The following is a 17562-nucleotide window of genomic DNA, read 5'->3' as shown; positions in this document are numbered from 1 at the left end:
GGGTACCGATGATAAAAAGATGTATAATGATTTTTCCTCAATTTGAGAATGTGGAAATTATTGATGAAGTCAGAATGAAATATGATACACTTGCGAATCATGTGAGACCTCATATTACGCTTGTTTTTCCGTTTGATAGCGATATAGAAACTCGTCAACTAAAGGAGCATATTTCGTCAGTCTTGTTGGGGTACAAACCCTTTGAGGTAGTTCTTAACGGGATTACACCGACTAGATCCTTTGGTAAATATCTGTTTCTAAACATTCAACAAGGTAGTGACAAGATTATTGAGTTGCACAAACTATTATATACCGCTATCTTACAAGAACATTTTCCTGAGTGGTTGAAGGGAGATATATTTTTACCACATATGACGGTCGGAAATTTTGAGAGCGAAGAAACTTTTGAATTGGCAATTAATGAGACAAAGAATATAGCTGATACATTTAGAACGACTGTTAATGAGATAACTGTGGAGATAATTAATGAAATTGAAGACTCAATTATAGAAATTAGAGTTTCCTTAGAGTAACGTAAGGGACCGACGTCCATGTCGGTCTCGGCTCTGCGGGTCGACCAACGTCACATAACACGGCACTCACGTTGGTAAAGCCTAAGGTATGTGACAAGTTAAATAATAGGTTTTCTCATAAATCTTCGATTTACATCCCTTCACCGGGAGCACAGCTCCGCCAGGGGGGATTCCTTGATGGTCCGGTTCAGGGACGTCGTGAGTGCGAAGACGTTACATGCAATGCCATGGGTTGGCCGCGCCTCCATGCGCGGGTTGCGAAAGCTGGCTATGTAGAGGTTGTTGATGTGCAAATAGAAACAATAAGTAGTAGTATATTTATATTATTAGGATAAGGGTGTGATCTCAAATGGAATCAATAAAAAGAGAAGCTATTCGAATAGCTCGTTTAGCAGGCATGAGAATTAAAGAAATCCGTGAAAATAATCAATATCATGAATCTTTAAAGCATGGGTATGAGCTTGTAACAACTGCGGATTTAATCTCAAATGACCTTATAAAAATGGAAATCTCAACTTTATTTCCCGATCACCGTTTGATATCGGAAGAAGACATTGAACAGACGGACATATCGATTCAACAACCGACATGGATCATCGATCCGATTGACGGCACTGTGGGGTATGCCAATGATCACTATCAAGTGGCTGTTTCAATTGCATTTGCAATTGAAGATAAGGTCCGAGTTGGTGTAGTATATAATCCATTTCTTGATGAAATGTTTTATGCTACCGAGGGCTCTGGAGCTTTTCTCAATAACAAACCCATAAAGGTAAAAGATATTAATGATTTGAAACAATGTGTGATAGGTACTGGTTTCCCACATAAAAGAGATAATATACGGGATGTTATTGTACTATTAGAAAATATATTGCCCAACGTTAGAGACATTAGGAGACTCGGTTCTCCGGCGTTGGATATATGTTGGGTGGCATGTGGACGGCTGCAGGGATTCTATGAAGGGATACTACAACCATGGGATGTTGCAGCTGCAAAACTTATTGCGACGGAATCAGGAGCAATAACCGGTTACTTCAGCACTAAACAGAACATGATTATTCCAGATTGTCTTAATGGAAATGACATTATTGTATCAAGTCCCGGAATTTTTAATGAACTTCATAAGACACTGACCAAGCGGTAGAATAATTACAAATATTACTTCTAGCCATATTATATTTTATGCCGCAAATGATGTTTAAGGGACGCGTCTGCCATGACGCTTGCTGAAGTCAGGGTCATGGCACAGCATGTAACAATGCTCTGCCGTTCGTGCGGTTAAGCAAGGCGCTGGAGTAGGCCGCACACATCCCTTCACCGGGTGCAAGCACCGCCAAGGGGTATTCCTTATGGGGCCGGTTCAGTGACGTCGGCAGCGCGAGACGTTAGACGACATTGCAACACTCTGCTGGTTTCATTTGCCTGGGTATTTCTAAGGAGGGATTATTTACGATTGATTAGAAAGCTGAATATATCGATGTTATATCGTGCTTTACTGGTATTATATATCATTACTGCGATAATCTCATCTCTACCAGTAAAACTACCTGGGAGCTTAAATACAGAATTTAACGAGAGAAGGCTTCTCATCTCTTATCAAGCAGTTACTGGACCTGAAGCAGTTATTTTAAAGGGTAATGACCCACTTAAACACTCTTTTGAAGAACTGTATCCAAATATTAATAATAGTGCAGTAGAATTGGTTGGAAATACACCAATGAAGGAGCTAGAGTACCCTAGCTACTATGAAGCTGACTTTATTGTGTATGGGCGGGCTGTTAGTGTCACGAGTGAATATATTGCGACCGGAGATGGGATAGTTCCGATCTATGAAGTATATAAGTGGCAACCAGATAGATACTTGCCAAACTTCTTAACCTCTACCAAACTATCGTGGCTCACAGATTTTATGATTATTATTACGCCAATATTTGTACTGATTACTATTGTACTATTAATAACTAATATAAGAAAACGAATAGATAAGGTTAATTAGCTCTAGGGTCATTGTTGCAACATCGTCTATCAATGCCCTCACGCTGCGGCACGTAGGGCAGTGGCAAGGAGCAAGCGTACCTTGGGTTGCAGAAGCCATTTCTCTGGAGTGGGAGCAGCAACCACACCCCTTCACCGCGAGCGTAGCTCCACCAGGGGGAATGTCTCTGGGGGTCCGGTTCAGAGGTGTCGTGAGTGCGAAACGTTAGACAACAGACTCTGCAATTGGCCGGGCGTCCTGCACGGATTTGCAAAAGAAGGACTTTGTAGAGTTTGCTTATACACACTTGTAGAAAATCGCGTAGTAACATGAGTTATAAAAATCGGAAAAAATGATAGGAGTGATAATATGAAACCAGTAATGTCATCTATACTAAGCCGTAGAAGTGTTCGAACATATATTCCAAATGAAGTAAGCAAGGATGATATAAAGCAATTATTAACTGCTGCTAGTTGGGCTCCATCCGGCAATAATTTGCAACCATGGAGATTCTCCGTAGTAATGAATAATAAAAATTTAATAAAAGAATTATCGTCACTTACTGTATTTCGTAATTGGGTACAAAATTCCTCTTGCTTAATTTCAGTGTTTCTTGATACCAAAGCAATAGATTCCAAAATACAGAATATTTACTTGAAACATGTACAATCAATAGGGGCTGCAATACAGAATATATTACTTGCTGCACATGAGCTAGGTTTATCTACCTGTTGGATTGGAGAAATATTAAAAAATGAAGATAAGGTACGAGATTTACTAGGAGTTTCAAATGACCTACAATTAATGGCTGTTATAGCCGTTGGTTATTCAAATAAAAATGATTTAAAATCCAAAAGAAGAGATATTTCTAAAAATATTGTAAGTTGGTTATAAAATTAAACATTAGTCTTTTTATGTCATAACATTTATAAAATACGAATCAGAAGAGGTTTAAGGCCGTAGCCTCCTTGCTGCTCTTGGCTTCACGGGGCAGAGTCCGATGTCTAACATTATATCTCCACGAGGGCGCGTGGGGATGGAGCATGTAGCAGGACTCTGGAGAGAAGGCATGAAGTGGGCGCGCCACATTGCTTCACCGGGTGCAAGCACCGCCAAGAGGTATTCCTTATGGGTCCGGTTCAGTAACGTTGGAGATACTGGACGTTAGACGACATTATTTACTTACAAGGGAGTTATAGATTTATGATTAGTGATTCTCAGATGACCTTTGGGGATTTAACCGATTCCCTGAAAGAATTACAAAATAATAGAAACTCACCAGTTTCAGTTAGAAGAGCATTTGCGCGTTTTTTGACTTTAGCGCAACAGTTGACTGAAACTATGAGAAAAGAATATAAATCTCATACAGGTGAGGATTGGGAAGCTGTCAAATTTGATAAGTGGGATAATACCACTAAACTATTTAAAAAGCTAAGACGTTCTGACTACCATGAGTTCCCAGTGGTAATTAACGTTCGTGAAAGTCAGTATTATATTGCTGAAGTACTAGATGATGAAGAGGGAAATGAATATAATGGGTATATTATTCCACAAGTTATTTGGGGATTAGGCGATCCGTTTTCAGAACATATTCCTCAAAAAAATGACTTTGATAGCATATGATGAGAACGGTGAAGAAATAAAAGATGTAGTTGCTGAAAAAGTTGAATATGAATTTATTTTGCATCCGAGAACCGAAGAAATTAAAAAAGCGTTGAATGATGCTGGTACGGATGACATTCATATTTTATGTGAAAAGTGTTATGAAACTATGAAGTCATATTTTGAATTTTACAGTATGTGTATCAAAAAGAAGAAGAAAAAATAAATTGCTAGGGTCAATAACGTCGCCTAACAAAGCACTCAAGCTGCGGCACGTAGGGCGGAGGCAAGAAGTGTGCGTGCCTTGGGTTGCCGGATGCATTTGCTACGAAGTAGGGTCAGGGCAACCACACCTCTTTACCGGGAGCGAAGCTCCGCTAGTGGGATTGGCTCTGTGTGTCCGGTTCAGTGGTGTCGTGAGTGCGAAACCGTTAGCTGTAAAATGGCAGGAAAAGTACGGCGCCTCCATGCGCCTTTCGATAAATTACTTTAAATAGTAATTATCATATTAGCAGTTAGTGAATATATATTAAACTGCATAATGAATTGGGGGGGGGATTTTAAATGAGAAAAGTAATTTCAGCTCTTATGGTTCTACTGTTACTATCAATTAATACTTTTTTAATTGGTTGTACACCAGAATCAAGCAAGTCAGATAATAAGGTCAATACCGAGCAAACAAGTACTAATGAAAGTGTTCCGAAACTAACTTTGGACGAGGTTAAAGGGAAGTATACAGATTCAGATGTTAAGATAAAGAGCATCCAAAATATCGGTAAAGAATGGGTACTTGTTCAATCACAAAAGGAAACTTTTGCTGATAGATTTGATGTTTACAATTTAGAAACAGGCGATATGGATACAATACAATCAGGGTTTGAATATGTGACTTTAGAGAAAGTGGTAAATGAAAATTACTTCATTTTTTTATCAAGTGGTAAGAATAGCGAGAGCATTTACGGTAATTTTCCACATCTCATTAACAATATAAGAACAAAAAATGAATTGAAGGCAGATGATGATTTTGCCTCATTTAGTGAAGAAAAATATTTTGATTTATCTTATTCAGTAAAATCAGGGAGTAAAGAACATGCTGTTCTATCAGATATCATTGTAACCCTCAATGGTTTTGAGGCATTGTTTGAACCTAGAAATAGTAATGATATGGAATTTTATACTGCTGCTACAGATATACCTCCGACTACAACAACCTATGACAAGGAAAAGAATCAAATGATTTTTGAACTTACTACAGATCAAATAGGGAGTAAATTTAAGAACCGGAAAAAGATAAATGTAGAAGGGAATCAATTTATTTCATCGCTAGAAATAAGCCAGAAAGATAACAAAACTTATCTTACAGTTGGTATTAAAGACATAACTAAAGAGTATACGGTTAAAAAGAATGTTTTACCAAATCAATTACCGTATTTTTCAGTATCATTTAGAGAAAAAGAACAGTAAAAATAGCAAGTTATCTGCTGGGGGAGCAGCCGTCCATGGCTGCTAAGCGCTGTGGGACCTGCCACTTCACAGAATACGGCACTCACGTGGGTTAAGCCTATAATGTGTGGTAAGTTAAAGAGTAGCTTTCGGATAAATCTTTGATATACATCCCTTCACCGGGAGCGGAGCTCCACCAGAGGGACAAGCTTCGGGGTCCGGTTCAGGGACGTCGTGAGTGCGCGGCCGTTAGCTGACAGATAATGCAGATTGATTTATGTAAGAAGTATATTCTTAAATTGTACAACAGCAGAATAATGAAAAACAAGAATTTTTTATCTCTTGTAAGGTGGTTGAATTATGAGAAGAGTATTTATAATTATAGCTGGATTAATTTTATTATTTTGTTTATCTTGTAGCAGAAATAGTGATAAACGGGATTTCTATGGCACATACACATTTGAGGAAGTAAGCTATTTATCACTTTTATCATCTTCCACTATTAACTATATGAGTGAACGAATGGCAGGGACTAAGTATACCATTGAAGCAGATTTATTCAAAATTGAAACTTCAGATAATACTGTTGAAATCAGTTCTCCTAATTATGTGAAAGAAGAAATCAAAAACGATTTATCTACATTATCTGATGTTTATACTTCAATTAGTGATGATGTTAAGTACCAATATACCATATATAAAAAAGATGGAAACAAAACTAATTGGAGATTGTATGTTTCTTCAGATAATGTGTGGATTGGTTCGTATGTAGATAATACAGCAAACGGTACAGAGATTATTATGTATATATATAAATTGTTAAGGTAATATGCTATTTTCCTATAAGGTTCAAACTCCTATGCGGAGTTTGGTAGAGATTTTAACCCAAGAGAGACAATATTTACACAAGCGACTCATGTCAGGTCCCGGGTACCGGAAGCGGTATATAAAGATGATTGAGCTAAGCGTTGCAGGGCATTATCCATCAGCTAACAATGCCCTCACGCTGCGGCACGGGAGGGTAAGAGGAAGAAGTAATCGTGCCTTGGGTTGCCGGATGCATTTGATTTGGAGCGGGGGCAGGGCAACCACACCCCTTCACCGGGAGCAAAGCTCCGCCATGGAGAGAGGCTTTGAGGGTCCGGTTCAGTGGTGTCGTGAGTGCGGAGACGTTAGCGACACTACACGCAGAACCGGGCGTCCATGCCCGAATTTGTTGAAATCTTTCTATAAGGTATTATACAACTGTGATATCTACTTAAATATGTTGAACAGAATGGAAGGATAACAAATGACTGGATACATAAAGAGCTTGAGAGAAATAGTTGGACATAGACCTTTACTCCAATGTGGAGCAAGTGTAATCATCTTTGGAGTTGAAGGAAAGGTGTTAATGCTTCATAGGACAGATAATGACTGCTGGTGTTTCCCAGGTGGGTCAATTGAACCTGGTGAAAAGGTAGAAGATGCCGCACGAAGAGAAGTATATGAAGAGACTGGATTAAAAGTAGAAGCATTAGATTTGTTTGATATATTCTCAGGAGAGGAATTGTATTATAAGTATCCAAATGGTGATGAAGTATATAACATTGACATTGTATTTATGACAAGCAAATACTATGGAGAAGCAAACTCAAATGATGAGAGCAACGGTTTTAAGTTTTTCAGTATTGATGATCTTCCTAGAGAGATAAGCCCTCCAGTAAAACCAGTGATACAGAGTCTAGTGGAAAGGTATGCAAGCATAAAGAATATTTAGGATATGTATGGTACGGAATAATTAAGGAGCTGACCTCCATGTCAGCTTCGGCTCCGAGGGGCGTGTAGCATCCGATAACAATGCCCTCACGCTGCGGCACGGTGGGTTGGAGCAGGGAGAATGTGTGCCTTGGGTTGCCGGATGCATTTGATTTGGAGCGGGGGCAGGGCAACCACACTCCTTCACCGGGAGCGGAGCTCCACCAGAGGGACAAGCTTCGGGGTCCGGTTCAGGGACGTCGTGAGTGGGAGACCGTTAGCTGTAATCGGACGCATAGCATATTCATTTTGAAGCAATTCTTCTAAGAAGTGCTATAAATTAAGTAATTGGAGGTTATTTCAATGAACGTAGAATATGATGATTTAAGTGATGGAGAAATTGATATTGTACTTTATGAAAAGTATCCTGGAGATTCTACTAAAGGGTTTGTTCCAGTATTTAAATTTAGCATACTACTGAATAAAACAGGGGAGAAGATTGGCTATATTAATCTAAGACTAAAAGATACAGAAAAAATTGTTAGGTATATTGGACACATTGGATATGGCATAAATGAAGCATTTAGAGGTAATAAATTCGCATCAAAAGCATGTAATTTAGTCAAAAAAGTTGCAAATGACCTTGGAATGGAGAAGCTAGTAATAACTTGCAATCCCGATAATTATGCATCCAAAAGAACCTGTGAGATTATTGGAGCGAAGTTAATAGAAATAGTGGATATACCTGAAACGTCTGATGCATTTTCAGTAGATGAACAGAAGAAATGTCGTTACGAGTGGGTAATTAGAAATACGTACTAAAGAGTTTCTATTGGTAGAACATTATTAAGGCATGTCTTCACGGGGCATTCGACTACAGCTAACAATGCCCTCACGCTACGGCACGATAGGAAAGAGCAAGCAACAGGCCGTGCCTTGGGTTGCAGAAGCATTTTCTCTGGAGAAGGGCAGCAACCACACCCCTTCACCGGGAGCGAAGCTCCGCCAGGGAGGAGGGCTTTGCGGGTCCGGTTTAGTGGTGCCGTGAGTGCGAAACCGTTAGCTGACAGCTCATGCCAAATAAGCTATAGATTGTGAGATAAAAAAACCAAGGGGAGGAATATAGATGGATAGTAGAAGGTCTTTATGGAATGCACAGCAGACTCATTTAAGAGAGATATTGTTAAAGCCTGATAAGTTTTATGAAGCTATGAAAATATGCTTAGAACAGCATTCCATGGTGCATTCATCAGAAATGAGCGGAACAAATGTCGAGACATTTGAAGATGAATTATGGAAAGACCTAGACGATACAACATTTAGAACCGCAGTTGGGGTGAAAGGACGCACTGTCGCATACGGGATGTGGCATTCAACTCGAATAGAAGATATTACAATGAATATAATAGTTGCTGGTAGTAATCAGGTTATTGATTCAGATAATTGGCTTGTAAGAATAAAGTCAAGTATATATGATACCGGAAATGCTATGAATGTCGGTGAAATATTGGAGTTTAGTAAAAATATCAACATGCAAGAATTACACAATTATAGAATAACTGTAGGTAGAAGAACCAGAGAGATTATTCAAGGATTAAAGCCAACTGATCTTAAGAGAAAGTTTGATGATATAACACTTAATAAGATTTTTGATATCGGCGCAGTTTCAAGACATGAAGCAGCAAGTTGGCTTGTAGATTTTTGGGGCAAGAAGAATGTAGCTGGAATTTTGTTAATGCCAGCTACACGCCACCATACCGTACATATAAATGAATCTTTAAGTGCCAAGAGCAAAGCTAATATAAAGCATAAATAGAGAGTCTACTTTGATTAATAGGGTGAGTCTCTGTGGGGCATGAGCCATCAGCTAACAATACGCTCACGCTGCGGCACAGCAGGCGGAAGCAAGATGCAGGCGTGCTTTGGGCGCTGCCACACCCCTTCACCGGGTGACAAGCACCGCCATGGGGAAGGACTCCGTGGTCCGGTTCAGTGGTGTCGTGAGTGCGAAACCGTTATATGACATACCCACTTCTAATTAAAGTACCAGGGTACGAGCAAGGAGAATGAAAAATGGTGCAGATAGGATGTTTAGCGAGATATTTTAATAAGTATGAAGATGAAGTTGCTTTCGCAATACGCCATGGATTTGATTTCATGCAAGTTTGGTATGATCGTAATGGGATAGCGTTAAGTAAAGATACATCCCCGAAAGAGAAAGTCATCAAATACCATGGCTTTCCAACGATAATTCACGCTGTACTTGACATTAATGAATTTCAAGAGCATGTCCCAAAGGTCATGGACTTACTTGGCTATCTTAATCAGAAGGAAGTAATAATCCATCCAATATGTGAAAGCGAAGTGATTACTGAAATGACCATACATAAGCTAGCTAACCAAGTATCATTTGCTTTGAACATGCTCGGTGATAAGGGCATTACGCTATACCTTGAGAATAATAGTAAGATAGACCCAATTTTCAATACGCCCCAAGAGATTAGTATCATGTTTGAAAAGAATCCGGGGCTTGAGTTTATTCTTGATGTAGCTCATATGGAAAGCTATAAACATCTCAAAGATATTGTCACGATTAAGAAACCAAAGGTATTGCACGTTGCAGATAAACACTTCGATGTTATACATGAGCACTTACCAGTTGGTCAAGGTGAAATAGATTATGGTCGTGTTTTCAATGAGATTCTGCATGAATTCTCTGGAAAGATAGTATTAGAAGTAATACAAAGTGATGAGGATATAATTAATTCTAGGGACATTATTAAGGGTCTACTATCAACAAGGTAAGAAGTGGGTACGACATATAACAACGTGTTTGCGCTCTGGGTGCGTAGAGTAAAGGCACGGAGCTAATCTCTTGAGGATAGGCATGAAGTGAGCGCACCACGACTCTTCACCGAGTGGCGAGCACCGCCAGGGGGTGGGGCTTTGAGGTCCGGTTCAGAGCCGTCGCAAACACGGGGACGTTAGGTGCAATGTGGTGTCTTTTCCGCCATCCGTGGCGGAGATTGACGGAGAGAATAGATAAATAGAGGTGCTTATGCATAAGAATCTAAATGTTGACATTCCAAAAATCTTAGTCATAGCCCAAGAACTTCAGAAAGCAAGAGATTATTATAACTCGCGAAACTTGTATAAGAAGTTTTTTGATGATAATCCAAATCACTACTTAAGGTTTAAAGCCTTATTTGAGGTTGCTGATAATTGGTTTCATGAGAAAAAATATTCAAATGCAGAAGCGGCATTTGCTGAGTTCATTAATTACTGTGATAAACAGCAAAGCTTGACTGAACAAGAAAACGATTGGATTAAGTATTATAGGCAGTTAGCTATGAGCAGAATTAAAGATATTAAACGGATAAATCGGATTTGAATTATCTTTTAGTTTTTACTTTTATTTGATTATTATTGAGGTTCTCGGGTTTGTTAGAAATAAATAGATAATGAAAAGAAAATTTATAATTATATAATCTGGGTAGCTGCCGTCCATGGCAGCTGCTGAAGCTAGGGACACCACACTACACCTAACAATTCACTCACGCTGCGGCACTTAGGGCTAGGACAGTGAGCGAGCATGCCTTGGGTTGCAGGAGCCATTGCTCTGTAGAAGGGCAGCAACCACACCCCTTCACCGGGAGCGATGCTCCGCCAAGGAGTAGGACTCCGAGGTCCGGTTCAGTGGTGTCGTGAGTGAGGAACCGTTAGGCGACATTGTGGCAGATTAGTTATTTTCTTATAAGAAGTTTAAAAATTTTACTAGGGGGTCTATATGGATTTTTTATTAGGTGTAATGAGTTCAATAGTAGCAGCAATTATTATTTATATTTTTAAGTCACAACTTCAAAACCTTGCTAATTTAGTTTTATTCCGTGTTTATCCTAATATCTCAGGGAAATGGCAAGTTATATATAACAATGAAGTAAGTCCAGAAGATAAAGAATTCATGGAACTTACACAATTCGGTTCAAGGGTTAAGGGTGCTTGTAGAACATATAATGATGAAAAATTAATAAGTGAGGATAAAGTTGTAGGTAAAATAACGCCTAGTGGAATTTTTCAATTTGAATGGGAAAGCAGAAGTCAAGAACATCATCAGTATGGTTCAGCACTATTACGAGTATCAAATTATAAAAATAAGATGACTGGCTTTTTCATAACAATATGTTGTGTATGTGAGGCGAATCCGGCAAGTGCTGAACTTGAACTAATAAGAAAGTAGATATAAAACCTTAAGATTATAAAGTCATCTGATAACTTCGCCTAACAATGCCCTCACGCTGCGGCACGGGAGGGAAAGAGCAAGGAGCATGCGTGCCTTGGGTTGCAGAAGCCATTGCTTTGGGGTGCGAGCAGCAACCACACCCCTTCACCGGGAGCGGAGCTCCGCCAGACGGACAGGCTCTGGGGTCCGGTTCAGTGGTGTCGTGAGTGCGAAACCGTTAGGCGACAGAGGGATTAATGAAATTATAGTAAAGTAGGTGGAATTATGATTATAAGAGAAGGTTGGGTCGATAACAAAGGAGTAATGATTCACTATCTAGAAAGTTATGAAAGTGAAGGCAACCTTACACCCTTATTTATTTGCTCTGGTCTATCCGAATCAGCAGAAGACTATACAAACCTTATGCACGTATTAGCACCTAGAAGATGTATTGTTTTATCATTCCGTGGACGTGGTAAGAGCGATTGCCCTGAGAATGGCTATTCATTAGAAGACCATGTGAGTGACATAGAATCTGTGATAATCCACCTTGGATTGGAGAATTTTTACCTTTTGGGATACTCAAGAGGGGTCTCTTATACAATTGATTATGCTATACATAATAATATGAAAATTAAAGGACTAATTATAGAAGAATATCCAGCTCTACATAAGAAGATGACTGAAGGTTGGGCTGACGGATTTTTTAACGTTTTCCCAGATACTAATATTAAGTATGCTGCCATTCTTGGTATCGAACGAGAGTCTAAGCAAGTTGATTTTAGCAATTTGCTTCATGTAATTGAATGTCCAACATTAGTTATGAGGGGTATGAAAGATTCCTCACAATTAACAGATGAAGCAGTTGAGGTATATTTAAATAATATTAGTAATTGTAGAGTAGAAGTATTTGAAAATGCAGGTCATCGTATTCTGGTTGATGATTTTGACCGTTTTATTGAGACAATTAATACTTTCTTAAGTTTGTTGGATGAATTAGTCTAGAATAATTCCGTCGCCTAACAAAGCGCTCACGCTGCGGCACGAAGGGCAGAAGCAAGAGGCGTGCGTGCCTTGGGTTGCAGAAGCCATTGCTCTGAAGAAGGGCAGCAACCACACCCCTTCACCGGGAGCGAAGCTCCACCAGGGAGGAGGGCTCTGGGGTCCGGTTCAGTGGTGTCGTGAGTGCGGAGACGTTAGCTGAAATCGGACTATGGCTGCGCCGTCCATGGCACAGAGTTATAGGCATAATTGCCGAGAAGACTTTTATGTTATAGACAGCAAACAAAATAGTGCACAATGATCATGTACCATGGACTTACGTCTGTGATTTATCAAGAATTCCGGACAACAAGGACCTCATCTGATTTCGCACAGCAACTATTAATGCATGCCACAACAAAAACACGTCCCAAAGTGCCTGGGGGTACCTGCCAAAGTATCTCAGCTACACCAGTAACAGCACTGGGACAATCAACACCGATGAGACTGGCAAGTTCACAGGTTTCAGTTCCGGTAGGCTCCAGGAAAAAGAAGGCTCGGGAAACCGGACGATTGAATGTGGGTCGTACAATTACACGTTTATTAAGCTGGACAGCTCCGCCAACTACGGGCAGTGGTTGACCAGCCTCTGTCAGGAATCTTAGTGTAAGCACACGAAGATCACAAACAGGTTTGGGTGCCCTGGTGGGGATGCATATTACCTGACCCACAAAGATAATATCCCGGTTTATGATCTGTGGATTCGCAGCAAGAATCTCCTCAACTGTTACTCCGAATTTGCGAGCAATACTGAAGACTGTATGGTTAGGTTGTACAGTATAAAGTTGACCGTCACATTTTTTGGGAGGTCGCGGGATTTGATCTCCTTTGACAGGATGTTTCGCGCGTGTAAATTTATCAATACTCAAAGTATCACCTCCTTACAAAATTGCTGATACATTATATGTGATAAATTGAATAGAAGTGCTAATTCCCACTTTGACGAATACGAATCGTGATTGTATAACTAAATTATGAAAGGATGTTGAAATCAAAAGGATTGTTGAGTTTGAAGCTGAGAATAACAAGCTTAAAAGAAGGTTATGTTTAATTTAACTAGCAGGTGCTAATGTGTATCTTCTATATATTGCGAAACTATAGTTGCAATGTAATCTAAAGGGTCTGCCGTACATGGCAGCCTTTGGATTACGGGAGTCCGACATCAGCTAACAAGGCATTCCTGCAGGGGGCGGCGTAGTCAGGATTTTTGGGAAGGGCCGCCCACACTCCCTGAGCCCAAGTCAGGCATGACCCGGCTTGGCCGAACCTAAGATAGGAGTTATCTAAGGTTCGGCCGGCGCCTTAGGGCTCAGGGGCGTCGTGAGTGCGGAACCGTTAGATGACATGCACCGAAAAGCACGCACATCCATGTACTTCATTTTACGGGCAGGGCGCTGAAGATTTTAATTAAAACATTGCTTAACCAAGGAGGTTGATTTGATGGCATTTCTAGTATTAGGAAAACTTGATATAAAAGAAAGTGATTATAATTGGATACAGGATTTTAGGAAAGAACATGATGAATTAAATTACAATATTGTTTATCCACATTTCACATTTGTATTTCCGACATTTGGTAAAGATGAGAAAGAATTTAAAGATGAAGTATTTAAGAAAGTAAAGGATTTTAAGCCTATCGACTTTTGTATTAGATGTGCTGTGATAAACAAAAATGCATTTAACGAATATTGGCATGTTTTATTAGTTCCAGATGAGGGACATAGTGAAATTGTAAAGCTTCATGATAAGTTATACTCGGATGTACTACTTGATACATTATATCTTGAAATACAATTTGTACCACACATTGGTGTAGCAAATTCAAAAGATAAAAGGATATGTAAAAAGCTTGTAGATAGTATAAATTCAAGTAATATAAATATATGTGGAACGATAAAAACTTTGGATGTTGCAGTATATGATAATGATACTGTTAAGTCAATTGTGGAGATTGAACTGAAGTAATGTAGCACTATGTTAGGTTTGCTTAAGGGAGTCACGTCCGTGTGACTCTCTGAACAAGAAGCCGGTGAACGTCATCTAACAACGGCTTCACACAAGGGCTCGCGGGTTGAAGCATGAAGTAGGGCTCTGTTGTTCGGACATGAAGAAGGGCTCGCCACATTCCTTCACCGGGAGCGAAGCTCCACCTAAGGGAAAGGCTCCGGGGTCCGGTTCAGTGGTGTTGTGAGTGCGGAACCGTTATATGATATCACCTGCATAGATTCTTCTGAGACGATCGGAATGAGCATAGCTTTATTTATAAGTGGTAATAGCTTGCATAGGGAGGAAAAATATTGGAAGATGTACATGTTCATTTTCTTCACAATACTACTGGTAAATATACCTTTGAACTGTTAGATAAAATAGTGTCTGCAGCAGTCAATTCCAAAATGGATGAGATTTACTTGCTTGAGCATACTCATCAGTTCAGTGAGTTCAGAAAGGTGTATGAGCCAGTTGATAATTTTAATTTATATCAACATGATTGGCTGACAACGAGAATGGGAGGGACAATAGAAAATTACCTAAGTTTCATAGAATCAGCAAAGAAGAAAAAATATGATTTGAAGATTAAGTTCGGTTTGGAAGTGTGTTTTATTCCAAAGACAGCGGATCTACTTGATAGTATTTTGAAGGAATATAAATTTGATTTTTTAACTGGGTCGGTACATTATATTGATGGCTGGGGCTTTGACCATAAAGCAGAGTTCTGGAAAGATATCAATGCAGATAATGCATACAGAAGATACTATGAGATAATGGCAGAGTTGATTAAAACAGAGATCTTCGATGGTGTAGCCCATCCAGATTCAATAAAGTGTTTTCAATACTACCCATCATATAATTTGAGGGATACATACATAGAAATTGCTAACTTGCTTAATAAGTCAAAAATGTATGCTGAGCAAAGCGGCGGATTAGCTCTGAATTATGGTTTATCAGAACTTGGCTTGAATAAGATTATGCTTGAGGTATTCAAAGAAAATGATGTAAAGATAAGGACAGCATCTGATGCACATAAGCCAGAACATGTGGGAGCGAACATTTTTGAATTACAGCAATTAATTGAGGATTGATAGGCATAAGGAATATAGATTCATGAATGTCTTTATAAATGATGCTCCTTACTTCGTGGGGCAGGTGACATCATATAGCAATGCCCTCACGCTGCGGCACGTCGGGTACGAGCAAGGAGTGTGCGTGCCTTGGGTTGCCGGATGCATTTGCTTCGGAGCGGGAGCAGGGCAACCACACCCCTTTACCGGGAGCGAAGCTCCTCCAGGGGGGAGAGCTCTGCGGGTCCGGTTCAGGGACGTCGTGAGTGCGAAACCGTTATATGATATCGAATGGGTAGTTCGGATGATGGACATTAATAGTGTTGTATAGAACGACAACAGTTTATTTAGATAGAGAGGATGATTTTGATTATGATTGATAATTTCAATGTGACTGTAGGTGAGGTTGACGTTTCAATTGACATACTAAGAGAAGTTGCACAATGGTGTGAAGACAATAGGATGAACATGTGGAAGGTAAGTGATTTGACAAAAAAGAGTTTATTAGTTGGAGTGAAGAAGGAGAACTTCTGTGTTGGTAAGATTGGAGAAGAAAATGCTTGCAGCATGATTCTTCAATGGCATGACACTTTGTTTTGGCCAGAATCAAAAGGGAATGAAGCAGGTTATATACATAAGCTTTGTGTCAGAAGAAAGTTTTCGGGAATAGGTTTGGCTGGGAAGATGGTTGAATTTGCAGCAGCTGAATGCAAGAAACGAGGAATAAGATATTTGAGATTGGATACTGGTTGGGGTAGGGAGCCTCTCTGTAAGCTATACGAGAGCCTTGGATTCATAAGAGTTGGAAAGAGGATTCTTGGGGAGAGGGAGTTTGCTTTATATGAGAAGGGGATAGATTTCTAAAAAGGTAGGCTGTAAAATATGACAGCCTTCGAATAGACCAGTCGACACCATATAACAATGCGCTCACGCTGCGGCACGATAGCAAGGGCAGGGAGTATGCGTGCCTTGGGTTGCCGGATGGATTTGCTTCGGAGCAGGGGCAGGGCAACCACACCTGCGACACTAAGAGACGTGGCTCTAAGTGTCTCGGAGTCGTGAGTGCGGAGACGTTAAATGACATTCGGTGCATTACCGTGGCATCGTGCCGTGGATTTATTAAGATAATTCTAGATAAGGAGGGCTTATAATGAAAGATAAGTTTGTGCCCGATGGGTTTATTATTCCGGGTTGCCTTGAGGCAGAAAAGTTTCGACTAAGAATATTAACGGTAGAAGATGTAGAGAAAGACTACGAAGCAGTAATGTCTAGCAGAGAATACCTGAGAAGTATACTAGACCCAATGGATGATGATACATGGCCAGAAGAAGACATGACAGTTGAAGTATGTTTGAGGGATTTGAAAAGGCATCAAGATGATTTTGTAAATAGACGAGCTTTCACATATACAGTAGTATCATTAGATGAGACTATTTGTTTAGGTTGTGTATATATTAACCCAAGTGAAGCTGAAGAGTATGATGCAGAGGTATACTTATGGGCAAGGCAAAGTGAGCTTGCAAATGGGTTGGAAGACTATTTGTATCAAATGGTTAAGACTTGGATTAAAGAATGGCCATTTGAGAGAGTAGCCTTTCCAGGGAGAGACATTAATTGGACGGATTGGCGAAGTAAGTTAGGATAATTATTTTAGGGATGTTGGCATCCATGCCAACTGCTGAAGCTAGGGGCACCGAACATCACTTAACACAACACTCACGCTGCGGCACAGAGGGTAGAAGCAAGAAGCAGGCATGCCTTGGGTTGAAGAAGCCATTGCTCTGGAGAAGGTCAGCAACCACACCCCTTCACCGGGAACGAAGCTCCGCCAAGGGGAAAGGCTCTGTGGGTCCGGTTCAGTGGTGTCGTGAGTGCGAACCCGTTACCGGACAGATGAGGCAAAAGGCCGCGTCGTCCATGCGTTTATTGTGTAAGTATTACGTTGGAGCATTT

The 17562-nt window shown here is 40.1% G+C and carries 20 protein-coding genes; 19 read left to right on the top strand and 1 reads right to left on the bottom strand.

Features of this window, described 5'->3' with window-relative positions; all coding sequences use genetic code 11:
• Nucleotides 1-8: 8 nt before the first annotated feature.
• From VEB00_02440 to VEB00_02370, 15 genes are all read left to right on the top strand, one after another.
• Nucleotides 9-533, top strand: a complete 525-nt coding sequence (locus tag VEB00_02440; protein HYF81874.1) for a 2'-5' RNA ligase family protein — start codon at nt 9-11, stop codon at nt 531-533.
• Between the two features lie 349 nt (nt 534-882).
• On the top strand, nt 883-1677 hold the full coding sequence (locus VEB00_02435; protein ID HYF81873.1) for an inositol monophosphatase family protein: 795 nt from the start codon (nt 883-885) through the stop codon (nt 1675-1677).
• A 309-nt stretch (nt 1678-1986) separates the two neighbouring features.
• Entirely contained in the window at nt 1987-2529 is a 543-nt protein-coding gene (locus tag VEB00_02430; GenBank protein ID HYF81872.1) for a hypothetical protein, read from the top strand.
• A 348-nt stretch (nt 2530-2877) separates the two neighbouring features.
• Nucleotides 2878-3402 carry a nitroreductase gene (locus VEB00_02425; GenBank protein HYF81871.1) on the top strand — a complete coding sequence of 175 codons (525 nt, stop codon included), beginning with the start codon at nt 2878-2880 and terminating at the stop codon, nt 3400-3402.
• Between the two features lie 309 nt (nt 3403-3711).
• Complete coding sequence (locus tag VEB00_02420) at nt 3712-4131, top strand: hypothetical protein (protein HYF81870.1); 420 nt, start codon at nt 3712-3714, stop codon at nt 4129-4131.
• Nucleotides 4118-4336 carry a hypothetical protein gene (locus VEB00_02415; GenBank protein HYF81869.1) on the top strand — a complete coding sequence of 73 codons (219 nt, stop codon included), beginning with the start codon at nt 4118-4120 and terminating at the stop codon, nt 4334-4336. The genes VEB00_02420 and VEB00_02415 overlap by 14 nt, the downstream gene beginning before the upstream one ends.
• 338 nt (nt 4337-4674) lie before the next feature.
• Nucleotides 4675-5574: a hypothetical protein gene (locus VEB00_02410; protein ID HYF81868.1), complete on the top strand. Its 900-nt coding sequence runs from the start codon at nt 4675-4677 to the stop codon at nt 5572-5574.
• A gap of 339 nt (nt 5575-5913) precedes the next feature.
• Nucleotides 5914-6381, top strand: coding sequence for a hypothetical protein (locus tag VEB00_02405; protein ID HYF81867.1), 468 nt, complete (start codon nt 5914-5916; stop codon nt 6379-6381).
• A 463-nt stretch (nt 6382-6844) separates the two neighbouring features.
• The gene (locus tag VEB00_02400; GenBank protein ID HYF81866.1) at nt 6845-7312 is read left to right on the top strand and encodes an NUDIX domain-containing protein; all 468 of its coding nucleotides are present in this window, start codon (nt 6845-6847) and stop codon (nt 7310-7312) included.
• Between the two features lie 341 nt (nt 7313-7653).
• On the top strand, nt 7654-8112 hold the full coding sequence (locus VEB00_02395) for a GNAT family N-acetyltransferase (GenBank protein HYF81865.1): 459 nt from the start codon (nt 7654-7656) through the stop codon (nt 8110-8112).
• 304 nt (nt 8113-8416) lie between these two features.
• Nucleotides 8417-9106, top strand: a complete 690-nt coding sequence (locus VEB00_02390) for a DinB family protein (protein ID HYF81864.1) — start codon at nt 8417-8419, stop codon at nt 9104-9106.
• Nucleotides 9107-9363: 257 nt separating this feature from the next.
• A complete protein-coding gene (locus VEB00_02385) occupies nt 9364-10095 on the top strand; it encodes a TIM barrel protein (GenBank protein ID HYF81863.1) in 732 nt (243 codons plus the stop codon).
• Nucleotides 10096-10348: 253 nt separating this feature from the next.
• A complete protein-coding gene (locus VEB00_02380) occupies nt 10349-10681 on the top strand; it encodes a tetratricopeptide repeat protein (protein ID HYF81862.1) in 333 nt (110 codons plus the stop codon).
• A gap of 396 nt (nt 10682-11077) precedes the next feature.
• Nucleotides 11078-11527 carry a hypothetical protein gene (locus tag VEB00_02375; GenBank protein ID HYF81861.1) on the top strand — a complete coding sequence of 150 codons (450 nt, stop codon included), beginning with the start codon at nt 11078-11080 and terminating at the stop codon, nt 11525-11527.
• A gap of 267 nt (nt 11528-11794) precedes the next feature.
• Entirely contained in the window at nt 11795-12514 is a 720-nt protein-coding gene (locus VEB00_02370) for an alpha/beta hydrolase (protein ID HYF81860.1), read from the top strand.
• A gap of 329 nt (nt 12515-12843) precedes the next feature.
• Here the strand turns inward: VEB00_02370 and VEB00_02365 are convergent, their stop codons facing one another.
• On the bottom strand, nt 12844-13419 hold the full coding sequence (locus tag VEB00_02365; protein HYF81859.1) for a LysM domain-containing protein: 576 nt from the start codon (nt 13417-13419) through the stop codon (nt 12844-12846).
• Between the two features lie 571 nt (nt 13420-13990).
• On the opposite strand from VEB00_02365, the gene VEB00_02360 reads away from it, so the two are divergent.
• The 4 genes from VEB00_02360 to VEB00_02345 all read left to right on the top strand — a co-directional run bounded on the left by VEB00_02360 (nt 13991) and on the right by VEB00_02345 (nt 17254).
• Complete coding sequence (locus VEB00_02360) at nt 13991-14515, top strand: 2'-5' RNA ligase family protein (GenBank protein ID HYF81858.1); 525 nt, start codon at nt 13991-13993, stop codon at nt 14513-14515.
• 332 nt (nt 14516-14847) lie between these two features.
• The gene (locus VEB00_02355; protein HYF81857.1) at nt 14848-15630 is read left to right on the top strand and encodes a PHP domain-containing protein; all 783 of its coding nucleotides are present in this window, start codon (nt 14848-14850) and stop codon (nt 15628-15630) included.
• Between the two features lie 351 nt (nt 15631-15981).
• Complete coding sequence (locus VEB00_02350; protein ID HYF81856.1) at nt 15982-16473, top strand: GNAT family N-acetyltransferase; 492 nt, start codon at nt 15982-15984, stop codon at nt 16471-16473.
• Nucleotides 16474-16759: 286 nt separating this feature from the next.
• Entirely contained in the window at nt 16760-17254 is a 495-nt protein-coding gene (locus VEB00_02345; GenBank protein HYF81855.1) for a GNAT family N-acetyltransferase, read from the top strand.
• The last annotated feature ends 308 nt before the right edge of the window (nt 17255-17562 follow it).

The organism is Clostridia bacterium (assembly GCA_035628995.1).
Taxonomy (GTDB): domain Bacteria; phylum Bacillota; class Clostridia; order Lutisporales; family Lutisporaceae; genus BRH-c25.
Note: the sequence above shows the minus strand (reverse complement) of the source record. Positions and strands in the feature narration are given on the sequence as shown.

What these genes read in the sequence shown, in the direction of transcription:
- VEB00_02380 (HYF81862.1), top strand. Translation starts at nt 10,349, where the DNA reads ATGCATAAGAATCTAAATGTTGACATTCCAAAAATCTTAGTCATAGCC.
- VEB00_02435 (HYF81873.1), top strand. Translation starts at nt 883, where the DNA reads ATGGAATCAATAAAAAGAGAAGCTATTCGAATAGCTCGTTTAGCAGGC.
- VEB00_02400 (HYF81866.1), top strand. Translation starts at nt 6,845, where the DNA reads ATGACTGGATACATAAAGAGCTTGAGAGAAATAGTTGGACATAGACCT.
- VEB00_02360 (HYF81858.1), top strand. Translation starts at nt 13,991, where the DNA reads ATGGCATTTCTAGTATTAGGAAAACTTGATATAAAAGAAAGTGATTAT.
- VEB00_02420 (HYF81870.1), top strand. Translation starts at nt 3,712, where the DNA reads ATGATTAGTGATTCTCAGATGACCTTTGGGGATTTAACCGATTCCCTG.
- VEB00_02425 (HYF81871.1), top strand. Translation starts at nt 2,878, where the DNA reads ATGAAACCAGTAATGTCATCTATACTAAGCCGTAGAAGTGTTCGAACA.
- VEB00_02350 (HYF81856.1), top strand. Translation starts at nt 15,982, where the DNA reads ATGATTGATAATTTCAATGTGACTGTAGGTGAGGTTGACGTTTCAATT.
- VEB00_02345 (HYF81855.1), top strand. Translation starts at nt 16,760, where the DNA reads ATGAAAGATAAGTTTGTGCCCGATGGGTTTATTATTCCGGGTTGCCTT.
- VEB00_02395 (HYF81865.1), top strand. Translation starts at nt 7,654, where the DNA reads ATGAACGTAGAATATGATGATTTAAGTGATGGAGAAATTGATATTGTA.
- VEB00_02370 (HYF81860.1), top strand. Translation starts at nt 11,795, where the DNA reads ATGATTATAAGAGAAGGTTGGGTCGATAACAAAGGAGTAATGATTCAC.
- VEB00_02375 (HYF81861.1), top strand. Translation starts at nt 11,078, where the DNA reads ATGGATTTTTTATTAGGTGTAATGAGTTCAATAGTAGCAGCAATTATT.
- VEB00_02390 (HYF81864.1), top strand. Translation starts at nt 8,417, where the DNA reads ATGGATAGTAGAAGGTCTTTATGGAATGCACAGCAGACTCATTTAAGA.
- VEB00_02385 (HYF81863.1), top strand. Translation starts at nt 9,364, where the DNA reads ATGGTGCAGATAGGATGTTTAGCGAGATATTTTAATAAGTATGAAGAT.
- VEB00_02440 (HYF81874.1), top strand. Translation starts at nt 9, where the DNA reads ATGATAAAAAGATGTATAATGATTTTTCCTCAATTTGAGAATGTGGAA.
- VEB00_02410 (HYF81868.1), top strand. Translation starts at nt 4,675, where the DNA reads ATGAGAAAAGTAATTTCAGCTCTTATGGTTCTACTGTTACTATCAATT.
- VEB00_02405 (HYF81867.1), top strand. Translation starts at nt 5,914, where the DNA reads ATGAGAAGAGTATTTATAATTATAGCTGGATTAATTTTATTATTTTGT.